At 54.3% G+C, this 14,341-nt stretch carries 13 protein-coding genes; 5 read left to right on the top strand and 8 right to left on the bottom strand.

The genetic code is table 11. The annotated features are described in order from the left end of the window. Positions 1 to 43: 43 nt before the first annotated feature. The gene (locus M2418_RS02445; RefSeq protein ID WP_259143563.1) at positions 44 to 694 is read left to right on the top strand and encodes a glutathione S-transferase family protein; all 651 of its coding nucleotides are present in this window, start codon (positions 44 to 46) and stop codon (positions 692 to 694) included. A 1-nt stretch (position 695) separates the two neighbouring features. On the opposite strand, the gene M2418_RS02440 is transcribed toward M2418_RS02445, so the two are convergent. The 7 genes from M2418_RS02440 to M2418_RS02410 form a co-directional block, all read right to left on the bottom strand. Next, positions 696 to 1,436, bottom strand: a complete 741-nt coding sequence (locus tag M2418_RS02440) for a metallophosphoesterase (RefSeq protein ID WP_259143561.1) — start codon at positions 1,434 to 1,436, stop codon at positions 696 to 698. 6 nt (positions 1,437 to 1,442) lie between these two features. Next, on the bottom strand, positions 1,443 to 1,799 hold the full coding sequence (gene uraH, locus M2418_RS02435) for a hydroxyisourate hydrolase (RefSeq protein WP_259143558.1): 357 nt from the start codon (positions 1,797 to 1,799) through the stop codon (positions 1,443 to 1,445). Continuing rightward, entirely contained in the window at positions 1,796 to 2,311 is a 516-nt protein-coding gene (locus M2418_RS02430; protein WP_259143556.1) for an ureidoglycolate lyase, read from the bottom strand. The genes uraH and M2418_RS02430 overlap by 4 nt, the downstream gene beginning before the upstream one ends. Next, positions 2,312 to 2,809, bottom strand: a complete 498-nt coding sequence (gene uraD, locus M2418_RS02425) for a 2-oxo-4-hydroxy-4-carboxy-5-ureidoimidazoline decarboxylase (RefSeq protein ID WP_259143551.1) — start codon at positions 2,807 to 2,809, stop codon at positions 2,312 to 2,314. A 1-nt stretch (position 2,810) separates the two neighbouring features. Continuing rightward, a complete protein-coding gene (puuE, locus tag M2418_RS02420; protein WP_259143549.1) occupies positions 2,811 to 3,734 on the bottom strand; it encodes an allantoinase PuuE in 924 nt (307 codons plus the stop codon). A 133-nt stretch (positions 3,735 to 3,867) separates the two neighbouring features. Beyond that, on the bottom strand, positions 3,868 to 4,611 hold the full coding sequence (locus M2418_RS02415; protein WP_250982021.1) for a DUF1045 domain-containing protein: 744 nt from the start codon (positions 4,609 to 4,611) through the stop codon (positions 3,868 to 3,870). A 203-nt stretch (positions 4,612 to 4,814) separates the two neighbouring features. Beyond that, positions 4,815 to 6,014, bottom strand: coding sequence for an FAD-binding oxidoreductase (locus M2418_RS02410; protein ID WP_259143547.1), 1,200 nt, complete (start codon positions 6,012 to 6,014; stop codon positions 4,815 to 4,817). On the opposite strand from M2418_RS02410, the gene mnmD reads away from it, so the two are divergent. From mnmD to M2418_RS25730, 3 genes are all read left to right on the top strand, one after another. Beyond that, entirely contained in the window at positions 6,013 to 6,753 is a 741-nt protein-coding gene (mnmD, locus tag M2418_RS02405) for a tRNA (5-methylaminomethyl-2-thiouridine)(34)-methyltransferase MnmD (RefSeq protein ID WP_259143545.1), read from the top strand. The two genes, M2418_RS02410 and mnmD, sit on opposite strands and share 2 nt — an antisense overlap. Positions 6,754 to 7,073: 320 nt before the next feature. Beyond that, entirely contained in the window at positions 7,074 to 8,255 is a 1,182-nt protein-coding gene (locus M2418_RS02400) for a flagellin (RefSeq protein ID WP_250982024.1), read from the top strand. A 128-nt stretch (positions 8,256 to 8,383) separates the two neighbouring features. Then, the gene (locus M2418_RS25730) at positions 8,384 to 8,548 is read left to right on the top strand and encodes a hypothetical protein (protein WP_352230535.1); all 165 of its coding nucleotides are present in this window, start codon (positions 8,384 to 8,386) and stop codon (positions 8,546 to 8,548) included. 4 nt (positions 8,549 to 8,552) lie between these two features. On the opposite strand, the gene M2418_RS02395 is transcribed toward M2418_RS25730, so the two are convergent. Further along, the gene (locus M2418_RS02395) at positions 8,553 to 12,200 is read right to left on the bottom strand and encodes a response regulator (RefSeq protein ID WP_259144778.1); all 3,648 of its coding nucleotides are present in this window, start codon (positions 12,198 to 12,200) and stop codon (positions 8,553 to 8,555) included. Between the two features lie 470 nt (positions 12,201 to 12,670). Here M2418_RS02395 and M2418_RS02390 point away from each other — a divergent pair, with 470 nt between their 5' ends. Then, complete coding sequence (locus M2418_RS02390) at positions 12,671 to 14,248, top strand: DEAD/DEAH box helicase (RefSeq protein WP_405049372.1); 1,578 nt, start codon at positions 12,671 to 12,673, stop codon at positions 14,246 to 14,248. Positions 14,249 to 14,341: the final 93 nt, after the last annotated feature.

Here is a 14,341-nt window from a genome sequence, read left to right as displayed (position 1 = left end):
TAGCTGATCATCCAGCCTTAGAGGCAGCTGATGGAGGACCGCCATGACTATCACCATTACCGCATTTGAAAACTCTCCCGATGGCGGCAAGGGCATGGCGCGAGACATGCGGGTGCGCTGGGCCCTTGAAGAGGTCGAGCAACCCTATGACGTTCGGCTTTTGTCGTTCAAGGCCCTGAAAGAGCCGGCGCATCTTGAGCTGCAGCCCTTCGGACAAATCCCGACCTATCAGGAAGATGACCTCACCCTGTTTGATTCAGGCGCAATCGTTTTTCATATCGCCGACCACCACCCCGGGCTGCTACCGAAAGATGACAATGCTAAGGCCCGTGCCATTACTTGGATGTTTACGGCAGTCAGCACCATGGAACCGCCGATGCTGGAACGGGAGGTTGCCCGCTTTCTTGAGGGCGATGAAAGCTGGCACGATGCACGTCTGCCACTGATTGACAAACGGATCCGCAAACGACTGGGCGAGCTTTCCGTCAAATTCGGCCAATCGCAATGGCTCGAAGACACATTTACGGCCGGTGATCTTCTGATGATATCGGTGCTGCTGAGAACTCGCTCGTCAGGCATATTGGCCGAATTTCCCAATCTTCTGGCCTATGTCGAGCGGGGAGAAAAACGCCCCGCCTACCAGCGCGCCTTTGCGGCGCAACTGGCAGTATTTAATGCGGGTCTGAAAGGATAAATTACTTCACCCAACCGCCGGTCAGGGCATTGGCAAAGCCGTCCATTCCCTTGTTGCGGGCCAGTTCCGCCATGGCAAGGTTGTCATAGCGCACCTGACGGAAGGTGGGCTGCCAGCCGCGTGAGGTCTTTTCAAGAACCGCGTAGCTTGCAAACGGTGTCGCCGTTTCCACCGTGTGGAAAACCGGTTTGTCGTCCGTGTAACCGGGGCAACCAACACTGCCAGGGTTAACGATCAAACGCCCGTCGGAAAGCTGCACAGAGCGTGGAATATGAGTGTGGCCACACAGGATCAAAGGTTGCTCAATCCCTTCTGCCAGAGCCTCGATTTCGGCAAGCGGACGCAGATGCATGATACCCTCTGCACTGACCGTTTCCAGCCAGTACTGATTATCATCTTTCGGCGAGCCGTGGCAGCAGAACACCTCGTCCTTGTAGACCATGCTGAATTGAAGCGTCTGCAACCAGTCGAAATGTTCCGGTGACAGCTGCTGATACGCCGGTCTTTCCCAGTCGCCCATGTCTTCATAGGCACGGTCAATCAGTGCACGGTCGTGATTTCCGCGCACGGTCGGCACCCAGTTCTTGAGCAGGAGATCGGCTGTCCAGCCAGCCTCCAGCGGCCCACTGAAACAATCCCCGAGATTAACGACATCCTCAATGCCGAGCTTCTCTATATCCGCCAGCACCGCTTCCAGCGCGGCGCAGTTTCCATGAATATCGGCAATTGCAGCGAAGATCATGAGCGGTCAACTTCCCCGGTAGGTCGAATAGCTGAAGGGTGAGAGCAACAGAGGAACATGATAATGTCCCTGTGTATCAGCAATGCCAAAACGGATCGGAATAATGTCGAGAAACGCGGGTTCCGGCAATGTAATGCCCTTGCCACGTAGATAATCCCCGGCATGAAACACCAGTTCATATTGTCCGGCTTGAAAACTGTCGCCAATCAGCAAAGGCCCGCCATCGACGCGGCCGTCATTATTGGTCTGCACGCTTTTAAGCTTGGTTCGGCCTTCCCCGTCCAGCCGGTAAAGGTCGATTTTCAAACCTTCTGCCGGAGTGCCATGGGCAGCATCAAGAACATGGGTCGTAAGACCGGTCATAACGTTGGCTCCGCAATGATATAGGGCGACTCGAAAAAATACTCTTCCAGATTGTTGCCCGGGCCTTCCCGGTCGGCAACCAGAAAATCACTGACGACATCCAGTGCCATTAACGGATGATGCCAGACATTTCTGCGATAATTGACGCCCTGATCGGCCCGCGCCAGAAAGACCCGTGGTTTGCCGGGTTTGCCATTATCATCTTCTGCCACCACCACTAGAAACGGTCGCGCGGACAGTGGCGAAAAACTCTGGCTGCCAAGCGGATGCCGTTCCATCATGTCAACTGAATAGGGAAAGGTGCGCGGTTGGCCGCGAAACATGTTGATGACAACCCGTGCGCCCTCACCTGCGGCCTCTGGCACGAACAGAGCATGGTGGCGTTCTGTCGTGCCGCCATTGATCATTCTCACCGACGAAGGTGTGGCCTCGATCACCTCACCGAACGGCGCAAATGCCGCGCTGCTCAACGGCTCGATGTCGAGACGTTCACCTTTGATCTGCGTGGTCATTCAGGCCTCCGGCAGCATGGATGTCAAACGAAGCAGGGCAATTTTCTCAACCTGTGCGGTTGCAGTCGCAAACTCCGTGTCATGATCATTGCTGATGCGCGTCTCGAATGCCGCGAGAATGTCGTGTCGGTTCAGACCCTTCACCGCGATAATGAAGGGAAAACCATGTTCGCTCACATAGGCCGCATTCAACTCGGTAAAACGGGCATGCTCCTCCGGCGTCAGACGGTCGAGCCCGGCACCGGCCTGCTCATTACGACTGTCATCCGTCAGCTTGCCCGCGATGGCCAGCTTGCCGGCAAGATCGGGATGGGCGCGCAAAACGCCAAGCCGCTCCTCCTGTGAAGCAGTTCGGAACATAGCGACGAGCGCGCCGTGCACACCCTGCGCAGTCAACGGCTCGACAACAGATCCGGCATCATAGGCCCGCTCGGCAATAAAGGGCGAATGCTCAAAAACACCGCCAAAGCGGCTGACAAAATCCTCACGTGATATCATCTCAAACCGCCCCGGGCTTATGGTGTTCATGCCAGTGACGGGCAATGTCGATACGTTGCGGTATCCATACCTTGTCGTGTCCGAGCACGTATTCGATGAAGCGGCGCAATGCAGCCGCCCGGCCCGGACGCCCGACAAGGCGACAATGCAGGCCAACGCTCAACATCTTCGGCGCACCTTCCTGTCCTTCCTGATAAAGGACGTCGAATGCGTCTTTCAGATAGGTGAAGAACTGGTCGCCCGAGTTGAAACCCTGAGGCGTGGCAAAGCGCATGTCATTGGTTTCAAGTGTGTAGGGAATGATCAGGAACGGATCGTCCTTCGCGCCCCTCACCCAATAGGGCAGATCATCGGCGTAAGAGTCCGAGGAATAAAGGAAACCGCCCTCTTCCATCACAAGCTTCAAGGTGTTGTCGGATGGTTTGCCCTGGTACATGCCATAGGGACGCTCACCGGTTAGTTCAGTGTGAAGACGCACCGCCTCAACAATGTGCTGGCGCTCTTCTTCTTCTGAAAAATCCTTGTACTCAAGCCAGCGGTAGCCATGGCTGGCAATCTCCCAACCGGCCTCTTTCATCGCGGCAACAGCGTCCGGATTGCGGGCCATGGCCGAGGTTACGCCATAAACTGTGGTCGTTACTCCAAGACTGGTAAACATGCGCCACAGGCGCCAGAAGCCGGCACGCGAGCCGTATTCATAGATCGATTCCATATTTAGATTGCGCTGACCAGCCCATGGCTGCGCACCAACGATTTCCGACAGCAGCGACTCAGATGCCTTGTCATTATCGAGAATGCAGCTTTCCCCGCCTTCTTCGTAATTGATGACGAACTGAACTGCTATTTTGGCCCCACCGGGCCATTTCGGATCGAAACCGTTACGACCGTAACCAATCAAATCACGCGGGTAATTATCGGATATCATTCACTCACCTTCCGCAAATCTCGCAGAACGGTAACATTCAGATTGGGAAAGTCGAGATGAATAATGTCCTCATCCCGATCTCTTTTTGCATGAGATAAGGACGCGTGGGGATCAATGAAAACGGCGCTGCTCATCAGGCAGGCTGCATCACGTCAGAAGCAGGTTCTTTGCGTGCCACACGCCTGGCAGAAACCCGGCCCATGGGATGAAGTGAATGCACGCGGAACGGCGCACCCGGTTCATCCTCCACAAACAGCGCAAGATTGTTGAAGCTCAGCTTGCGTGACAAATGCGGCTCAAACACCACGCGTACGGCATGTTCAACCCGCACGAAATCAGATTGCGACACACTTCCGGTCAACGGCATCTGAAAGCGGAAATCCTCCATCACATAGGGATGACCCCAGCGATGCAGATTGGTCAGCTGCGCTGCCGACAACTGGTCAGGGTCGGCACGATCAATTTCCGCATCGCTCAGCGGGGCGCGGTAACGGTCAAATGCCTGCACGACACTTGCTGCCAGGAAGCCCAGCTTGTCGCATGGCCATGATGGAATAAGGCTGAACACCGAACCGATGCGGGCAATTTCAAGCGGTGGCAGTTCGAATGGCTGCTGCAAACCGGCAAAGCACATCAACTCGCGCAGCAACATGGCTTCAGTAACATCATCGTTTAGCCGGAAGGGCGCCTTGACCAGACCATGAAAACCATAACGTCGCGGCAAAGCCGTGTGATAAGAAATTTCCTGCATACCAAGACCGGTCGCAGGCGGCGGATCGACACTCTCACCGGAATAGACATCACGGCCAAGCCAGGCCGCAGCAACCGCCGTCAACGGATCGTTGGGGGTCGGAGTGAAATGAATGGCGTATCGCATGCGTCGTCACCTCGCTCCACTGGCGATTTGCTCAGACCTCGCTTCAACACGCCGCCGCATTCAATATCCACTGAATGCCAAATGCCGCTACATGCATTGAACCGAAGCATCGTACTCTCTGAAAATCGTGGCTCGACTTTCAGGCCGATGATTTAGCGATAGGTGATTTGCATGACAGATTAACGACGCGAAACGCCTGAAAATCATGACGACTTTGTGGCCACGGCAATGTGACTTTCAAGCAAGAAGCTTTGCGGTAGCTTTGGCTCAATGCCTTGCACGACCGAAAGAGCAGCATCCGCCAACCGGTGTGCCAGTCCAAAACTGACTTTGAAGCCGCCGGTCAAGGCGACAAGACGCGGGTGCTCTGGCAGGCTACCGACCATTGGATCACGGTCAATCGCCTTGGGCCGCAGCCCGGCCCACCGCTCCACCACCTCAGCATTCCCCAAAGCAGGAACAAGGTTCCGGGCTTTCTCTATGAACACGTCGAGTTGGGCATCGGTTGTGAATGGTTCTGAAAAACTCTCCTCGCTGGTGCTGCCAACCGCTACCATGCCATCATCATGCGGCACGACATAAAGGCCCCCAAGAAACAGCACCGGCATTGCGGGGTCAATATCGGCCTTCATCAGTGCAGATTGCCCTTTGACCGGCTGACCAAGTGGCGCTGCACCCACCAAATTCAGGCTTTGCTGAAGCAGCGGGAATGATTGACAACCGGCAGAGACGATGACATGGCCGAATGATACGGTTTCACCAGTTGATAATGTGGCTTGTGCCCGATCAGGATCGAGAGAACTGACGCCAACCCCTTCAACCACAGTCACGTTTTGTGCGGTTTTGAGAAATGCAGAGAGCGCCCGTCCCATGGACCGCGGCGACATGCGTGCAGCAAGCGTGTCATGAACAAATCCACCCGCCATTGACGCATCTGCCAGATAACCCGCAACCGGTGGCGCATCCAGAACATGCCAGTGGAACTGACGCCCATCCCGCATCCAATTCGTTTTGGCATCCTGCTCATGACGCAGCGCGATGTCGCGCAAATGCGGTTTGGGCAGAGGAATGATGCGTCCGCAACGGCGATACCCGGCCGAAAACCCGGTCGCAGCCTCCAGCTCGGCGATCTCGGCTTCCAACGCTACCAGCGCATCAAACTGGAATTGCTTTTTCTCTGACCATCTGTCCGGCATATGAGCCATGAGAGCGCCAATAAGGCCACCGCTGGCGCCCTGCCCCAAAAAATTCTGCTCAACCAGTAATGTCTTGAGACCAAGTCGCTCTGCTTTTACCGCAGCCCACAGCCCCATAACGCCGCCACCGACGATCAAAAGGTCGACAGAGGAAGGAGAGGAATGAGATTGACCCGCAGCACTGGCCAGATTATCGGCTTTATTCATGACACATCCAGACGAAAGCACACCGGCCAACCAGAGCCAACCGCAGGATAACACACCAACCACGCTCGATTGGCGCGAGGGCGATATGCCCTATTCGCTTGCCTTTGGCGACCACTTTTATTGCCAGACCGATGGCCGCCTCGAATGCGGGCATGTGTTTCTGTCTGGTAACGGACTACCGGAGCGCTGGCAAACAGCAACCGATACCTTCCGCATCGGCGAGCTTGGTTTCGGCACGGCGCTTAATCTTTGCGAGACCTGGCGACAGTGGAAACAGACGCGCCCGACAGGCGGCCAACTACATTTCGTGTCCTTCGAGCTTTATCCAATGAAGGCAGAGGAAATTGACCGCGCCCTTTCCCGTTGGCCGGAAGTCGATGAAGAACGGAACGCTCTGGTCAAGTTGTGGCCGGAGGAACCGCAAGGTCATGTCGATCTGCAACTGGATGAACAAACTCGCCTGACCGTGGTCTGTGGTGTGGCTTTTGACGGCATTCAGGCCAGCCCCCACACATTCGACGCCTGGTACCTGGATGGTTTTGCACCCGCCCGCAATCCGGACATGTGGTCGATTGAAATCATGACCGCATTATTCGACAAAACGGCGGAAGGCGGCAGTTTCGCCACCTACGCCGCAGCCGGTTTCGTACGCCGCAATCTCATTGCCGCTGGCTTTGATCTGGAACGGCGCAAAGGTTTTGCTGGAAAACGTGAAATGCTGTGTGGAACCAAGCGATAGTTACAACACGTCCAGGTTTACTTTTGAGCTGAAATCGGTAGCGATCTGCCTAACGGTACCGATCGCCGCCTGATTGCATTTGATCTCTGTTGTTCAAGCCGCCAGCCATGACAAATAAATGCAGGCGTTAACGGCTATACGGTAGAACTTTCTATATAAGAAACATATAGATTTATTTTATTTCAATGACTTAAGAAAATCTTAGTTATAGTATCTCGAATTGCAAAACGTGAAGAACAAAGCCGTTGGTTAACGTATTGTTTATAATATCCGCATAATTTTATGCATAATTTCTTCCGCTATTTCTCTCGGAAATTGTTATGACGTCGATATTGACCAACATCGCTGCACAATCAGCCCTTGCGACATTACGCACGATCAATTCGCAAATGCAGAATACGCAAGAAGCGGTTTCGAGCGGCCTTCGGGTCGGTGAAGCAAAAGACAATGCCGCCTATTGGTCAATCGCCACAACCATGCGCTCAGACAATGGCGCCATTAGCGCAGTTGAAGATGCCCTCGGCCTGGGTGCCGCAAAAATCGACACGGCCTATTCCGGCATGGAAGCTGCGATTGATGTCGTCAAGGAAATGAAGAAAAAGCTGGTTACGGCAACGGAAAATTCCGTCGACCGCAGCAAGATTCAGGAAGAGATTTCCCAGTTACAGGATCAGTTAAAATCCATAGCTGATTCAGCCTCCTTCTCCGGTGAGAACCTTCTGAAAGCCACCTTTGTGGGATCACTTGGCGCTACAAACGGCTCTATGCTTTCTTTCGCGGTGAAAGACGTCAAAACGATCGTCACAAGTTTTGTCCGGGATTCGAATAACAACGTATCTGTCAAAACAACCGAAGCTGTTCAGACATCTGACACGGTCTTGTTCGGCAACCATACCGAAGGCATGGCGCACGGGATACTCGACATCGGCCTGATCTATGACGGTATTCCGTATGAAGAGGGAAATGGCGGCTGGTTTATTAAAACATTTCAGTACGATTCAAGCTGGACCGTCAATGAAAACGGCGTCTACAGCGACGGAACCAACTACTACACCCGACGTGACGGCCTGTTCGTTAAAGCCCTCGATGCCAGCGGTGGCTTCGATAAAAGCAGCACGACAAACGTTATCATGCACTCCAATGCCAGTATCACCACAATGGATATTACCCAACTGGGCACCTACAGAGACCAGATATTTGGGCCAGACGGTGATGAAGACATGGTGATCGATGTCTTCATTTCCCATACCGATAAACAACTTGCGAAAATGACCGATGCCGCTTCATCTCTGGGCTCATTATCAAAACGCATAGAATTGCAAATGGATTTTGCCTCTAAATTGTCGAACGCCATCGACAGCGGCATTGGCCGTCTGGTGGACGCAGACATGAATGAACAGTCCACGCGTCTCAAGGCGCTGCAAACCCAGCAGCAGCTCGGTATTCAGGCTCTATCGATTGCCAATACCCAGCCGGACAGTGTCACGCAGCTGTTCAGATAATCACTCAGAAACTTATGCCGGTCCACAACCGGCTTAAGTTTTTTACTCTTAGAATGAGCTATGAACGTCGATATTGATCGATATCGCGGCGCGGTCGGATTTTCCAACCTTGGACCATCAATTCCCAAATGCAGAATACGCAAGCACAGATCTCAAGCGGTCGTCGTTTCAAACCAGTTCAAGACAATGCCGCGTACTCGTCTATCGCGACCACAATGGGTTCCAACGATGACGCTATCACCGAGGCTGAAGACGCACTTGGTTTAGGTACCCAAAGTAGACACCGTGGCTGAGGTTTTAGATCGCTCCAGCCCGCGGGATAGCATTTTCACCCAGCCACTGCTTTAGTTTGGCTTCTAGCAACTCAGGACTGATTGGTTTGGAAACATAATCATCCATGCCAACCTCAAGGCAGCGTTCTCGATCGCTTTCCTGTGCATGCGCAGTCACCCCAACAATCGGCACATGCCGCCCATCACCAGCCTCTTCTTCGCGCTCACGAATAAGCTGCGTGGCCTGATGGCCGTTCATAACGGGCATGGAGACGTCCATCAGGATCACTGCCGGATTATGCTCCTCCCACGCCGCCACGGCCTTTTTGCCATTATTGACAATCTGGAACCGCAAACCGGTCCCCTGCAGGATTTGTGAAAATACAATCTGGTTGACGTCATTGTCTTCAGCCACAAGCACATCGAGAGTGGGCGCAACGACCGGCCGAACAACCTTCGTCACCGGCTTACGTGTCTCCGGCTTCGACAAGACAGGCGCCGCAGGTGCATCTGTGACTGCTTCCTGGCGTCTCGTCAGCATGCGTCCACGCCGTTGTAGGCGCGATGCACGCACGATTTCGCCAAGGGTGGAGCGCAGCAGCTTGGCGCGGGCCGGCTTCATCAGATGTGCCTGAACATTCATATCATTCAGCAGACTGTCATCACCAACCACCATATCCATAGAGGTCAGGAAAACGATGCCCATATCCTGCAAACGGTCGTCCGAACGGATTTGCCGAGCGACATCGATGCCGTTCATAACGGGCATGTGATAGTCAAGGATGACAGTATCGATGACGAAGCCAAGTTCGGCGGCCTGCTGAATGATCGCCAGACCAGCTGCACCACTTTCAGCGGCATAGCTGTCGTACCCCCATTGCGACAACTGTTCGCTGAGGATCTGGCGGTTGATTTCATTGTCGTCGATCACCAACACGCGTGCACCGCCAAGATCACCGGCCGGAAGCGTTATGGTTTTGTTGCCGCGCAGTGCTGCCGCCTCAAGCGGCAACTTGATGGTAAACAGCGTCCCCTGCCCGACAGCACTTTCGACGTTGATCGATCCTGCGAAAATACCGACCAGACCAACGGTAATGGCAAGACCAAGTCCGGTGCCTTCGTGTCTTCTGGTGGACGAAGAATCCACCTGGCTGAACTTGTCGAAAATCGACGCCAGCTTGTCGGCGGGAATACCGATGCCGGTGTCCTGAACCTTAATGGTCAGCAGAACCTCACCCGCCTCCAACGTCTGTTCGGCAAGCTCGATCAACACGTAACCAGTTTCGGTGAATTTGACGGCATTGCCAACCAGATTGGTAATGATCTGCCGAAAACGGCCGGCATCACTCACCACCATGTGCTGCACGGAAGGATCAATGCGGATGGCAAGCTCGATGTTTTTTTCCGACGCCGTGGATGACAACAGCGAGGCAACATCCTCAACCGCTTCAACTGGATCGAAAAGCACCTTGCGTAACTTCATCTGACCGGCATCGATCTTGGAGAAATCGAGGATGTCGTTGATGATTGTCAGCAGCGCATTGCCGGATTTGACGATGACATCGGTAAAGGTTTTCTGGCGGGAATCGAGATCGGATTTGGCAAGCAACTCCGCCATGCCAAGCACACCGTTCATCGGCGTACGGATCTCATGGCTCATATTGGCCAGGAACTCTGACTTGGCGCGGTCAGCGGCTTCCGCTCTCTGCACCAACCGCTCAAGCTCGGCCTCACGGCGCTTCATCTCCGTCACATCGGTTACGGTGATGACCCAGTAACCCGTGGAACTGATCGTCGCTTCGAGATTAAACCAACTGTTGTTGGCACGTTGGAACAGCCATGTAAACGGCTTTGCATTGGTAACATTGTCCCGCCAGGTGGCAAGCGTTGCGGACGCCTCCTCCGGACCGCCGAAATCGCCCCGTTGCGCACAGAAGGCAAACATGTCCGCCCAGTCCTGACCCGGCTCGAAATAGCTGGTCGGTACATCGAGCATGCGAGGCAACGCATCATTGGAGGTTATGATAACGCCATTCTCGATCAGCAAAAGACCCTGCGCCATGGCGCGGGTGGCTTCCTGCATATATTCACCGACACGTGCCAGCTCGGCCCTTGCCAGGCTGATTTCATTGTCGCGCTCACGCACGCTCGTCACGTCGGTATAAGTGATCAAAACCTTACCGCCGGCAATACGGGCAGCCGAGATAACCGTGACCTTGCCAGACACACTGCGCATTTCCAGCGGCTCAAACTGATCCGGTACTTGCAAACGTGCGATACGGTTGGAGTAGACCTCATCAAAGGACTTGCTGCCGTAATCGTAAATCTCTTCCCTGAAGGTCATCTCCAGAAAATCACGGTAGCTCATACCAACCAGATCGACTGTGGCACGGGTATCCAGTGTCTGGTAAAATGACTTGTTGGCGTATTCAATGACCAGTTCCGGGCCAAGCAACAGAACACCAACAGGCAGAGAGGCAAGAATGCCTTCCAGTTCTGCATGCAGGGCTTCGGTCTCTTTTTGCGCCTGCACGACCCGCGTTTCGCGGTCTTTCAGCACAGAAACATCAGTGATGGAGCCAACCAGATAACGTTCGTCATCGGGCGTCACAATCCGGCCAAGACGGGTGATGACCGGTACGGCATGACCTTCGCTATGGAAGGAAATACTTTCTTCCTTCTGCAAGGCGGTTCCGCTTAACAGAACCTCTTCATCCTCCTTGCGAAATGCCTCACGCATTTCCGGGAACATGTCTTCCGCAGTCTGACCGATGAACCTGCGGCGGTCACCGCCCAGCAGACGCTCATAGGCAGCATTGATGAAGGTCAAGCGACGATCGCTGTCACGTAGAAATACCGGAACCGGCAATTCTTCCAGAGCTTCGCGATAGAGCCATGTTTCGCGGATGTGGCGGCTGAGCAAAACCTCATGCGCCTTGAACTCAGTCACATCGACGCGCAGACACACCAGCAAACCGCTTTCGAGCCGTTTGTTGACCTGACGCAACCAACTGCCATCACACAACTGCTCAGTGGATTCGAAATAGGGCAGATTGTATTTTTCGAGACGATCGTTCAGCCAGGCACGCCGGGCAGCCGGATCTCGGCTGACACCCTCTTCACCGTTATTGGCGGCATGGTCATAGATAGCGCCCTGCACTTCCGAGAGGCGCATGCCTGGCTTCAATTCCAGATCGATCATCCGATAGAAATCAGACAGCCGAGCATTGTGATACAGCAGACGGTTTTCTCGGCTGTAAATGCAAATGCCGACATCGATCAGGTCAAGAACACCGCTGCCGACCAGAATTTCAGCCTCATGCCGCCCAAGCGTTTCCAACTCGAAAGCAGGCATGTTCTCAAACACTTCGTAGAGGAACATGGCACCGTCATCGGCGATGAAACGTTCACAACGAATGGCGTGACGGCCGAGCGAAACTGCACCTTGGCAGGCCGCTATTTCTTCTGTCGCGAAAACCAGAGAACGACGTTCCTTATCCTCGCGATCGATATCGCTTGGATTACCCGACAGTTCGTATGTTCCCTTTCCGGGAAAGTCCTGAGGGGGTCTGCCGATAAAACGGGCGTAAGACTCATTGACGGCAACGTAGCGCAATTCGCTGTCTTTGATGCACGCAGGAAGATCCAGGTCGCGGATCCCTTCACACGCCATCGCCAGCAATTCGCCGTTAGTGCTCACCAATAGGCCCTCGTTCGGTCACTACAATCACAACCAGCCTTATTCCATCGAATCAATCCCACACGGATTGCGCAATTCCATTGAATCTATGGATTGATATGCAGGATGGCCAGAACCAGCAGCTGGATAAACAGATTAAATTTAATAAAAATGTATATAACTGAAAATATGTTCAAAGGGTAAAGTAGTCCCTGAGAATAGGTCTCGGATAGCGTATCCAGAAACAATTGCTTGACTTTTGGTCTTGAAGAGCCCAAATGCACACTGCTTTCACCTTCCGGCAGCCGCGTGAGCTGCATGACGCATACGATTTAAGCGCAGGAAGGAAAAGCGCAGATAGCAAGCAGATGGTCTTCGTGACCGCACTTAACGCGCAGAAAGTCATTCCAACCCACAAGTTCCCAATTCACGCGGGGTTCTTGACGCCAAGACAACCGGACAGCATGGGCTGTTCCGGCGACAGCGTTTTGGCGCCCCGAAAGGTTATTTTATTGACCAGTTTTAACGAACTCGGCCTATCCGAAAAGCTCGTGGCTGCTGTTACCCAGCTCGGCTACACCACTCCGACCCCAATTCAGGCAAAAGCAATACCGCTGCTGCTGGAAGGTCGCGACATGATCGGTCTTGCACAGACCGGCACCGGAAAAACGGCAGCTTTTGGTCTGCCAATTATCGAAATGCTGCAGAAGCATGCGGATCGTCCGGCAAATCGCACAACCCGCACCCTCATCCTCGCGCCAACCCGCGAACTGGTAAACCAGATCGGTGAAAGCCTGCGCTCCTTCGTGCGTAAGACCCCACTGCGCATCAACCAGGTTGTTGGTGGTGCATCGATCAACAAGCAGCAGCTGCAGCTTGAAAAGGGCACTGACATTCTGGTGGCAACACCGGGCCGTCTGCTCGATCTCATTGCACGCAACGCAATCAGCCTTTCCAAGGTAACACACCTCGTTCTCGATGAAGCTGACCAGATGCTGGACCTTGGCTTCATTCACGACCTGCGCAAGATTTCGCGTATGGTTCCGTCGAAGCGTCACACACTGCTGTTTTCGGCAACCATGCCAAAGGCAATTGCCGATCTGGCTGGCGCCTATCTGACCAACCCGGTCACCGTTGAAGTCACACCTCCCGGCAAGGCTGCCGACAAGGTGGAACAGTATGTTCACTTCGTTGCCGGCAAGAACGACAAGACCGAACTTCTCAAGAAGTCGCTCAACGAAAACCCCGATGGCCGCGCTATCGTGTTCCTTCGCACCAAGCATGGCGCTGAAAAGCTGTCCAAGCATCTGGAGCATATTGGCTTCAAGGTTGCCTCCATTCACGGCAACAAGAGCCAAGGCCAGCGTGAACGTGCGTTGAAGGGCTTCAAGGACGGCGAAGTCAAGGTTCTCGTCGCAACCGACGTTGCCGCTCGCGGCATCGACATTCCAGCCGTTACCCACGTCTTCAACTACGACCTGCCTGAAGTACCGGATGCATACGTTCACCGTATTGGCCGTACCGCTCGTGCTGGTCGTGATGGTATTGCAATCGCCTTCTGCGCACCGGACGAAACCCGTTTGCTGCGGGACATCGAACGCCTGATGAACATTGATATCACTGTTGCATCTGGCGAACGGCCTCAGGTTCTTGCGAGCCCCACTCGTGGCGACAATCGCAACCGCAATAATGGCGGTCCGCGCCGTCAGGGTGGCGCAGAACGCGGCCATGGCGAGCGTAATGATCGTGGTCATCGCGAAGGCGGTGCTCAGCGCAACGGCGGACGTCGTAACGGCGATTTCCGCGGACAGCGCGCTGGAGAATTCACTCCTGCAGAGCGCGACAACGATCTGGAAGTCACGTCCGATTTCAAGCGCGTAAAGCAGGTAGAAGGTGAAACCGGCAGACCCGGTGGTCCTTCCAAGAAGCGCGTAAACCGTCCGGCCCGCAAGCCAGGCGCAAATCGTCATTCTCCAGCCGGCGGCAACGCTGGTGAAAAGCGCGCCTCCGGCAATGGTGGCAACCGCGGTCGCACTCGCTAATTAATTTCGTCGTGGGGCGTCTTTCGTGACAGGTCCTGCAATTGAATTTCAGTAGTTTAAAAGCCCGGCAGGTGCCTCACCTGCCGGGCTTTT

This window comes from Rhizobium sp. BIGb0125, from assembly GCF_024810055.1.
In the GTDB taxonomy this organism is placed as follows: domain Bacteria; phylum Pseudomonadota; class Alphaproteobacteria; order Rhizobiales; family Rhizobiaceae; genus Agrobacterium.
Note: the sequence above shows the minus strand (reverse complement) of the source record. Positions and strands in the feature narration are given on the sequence as shown.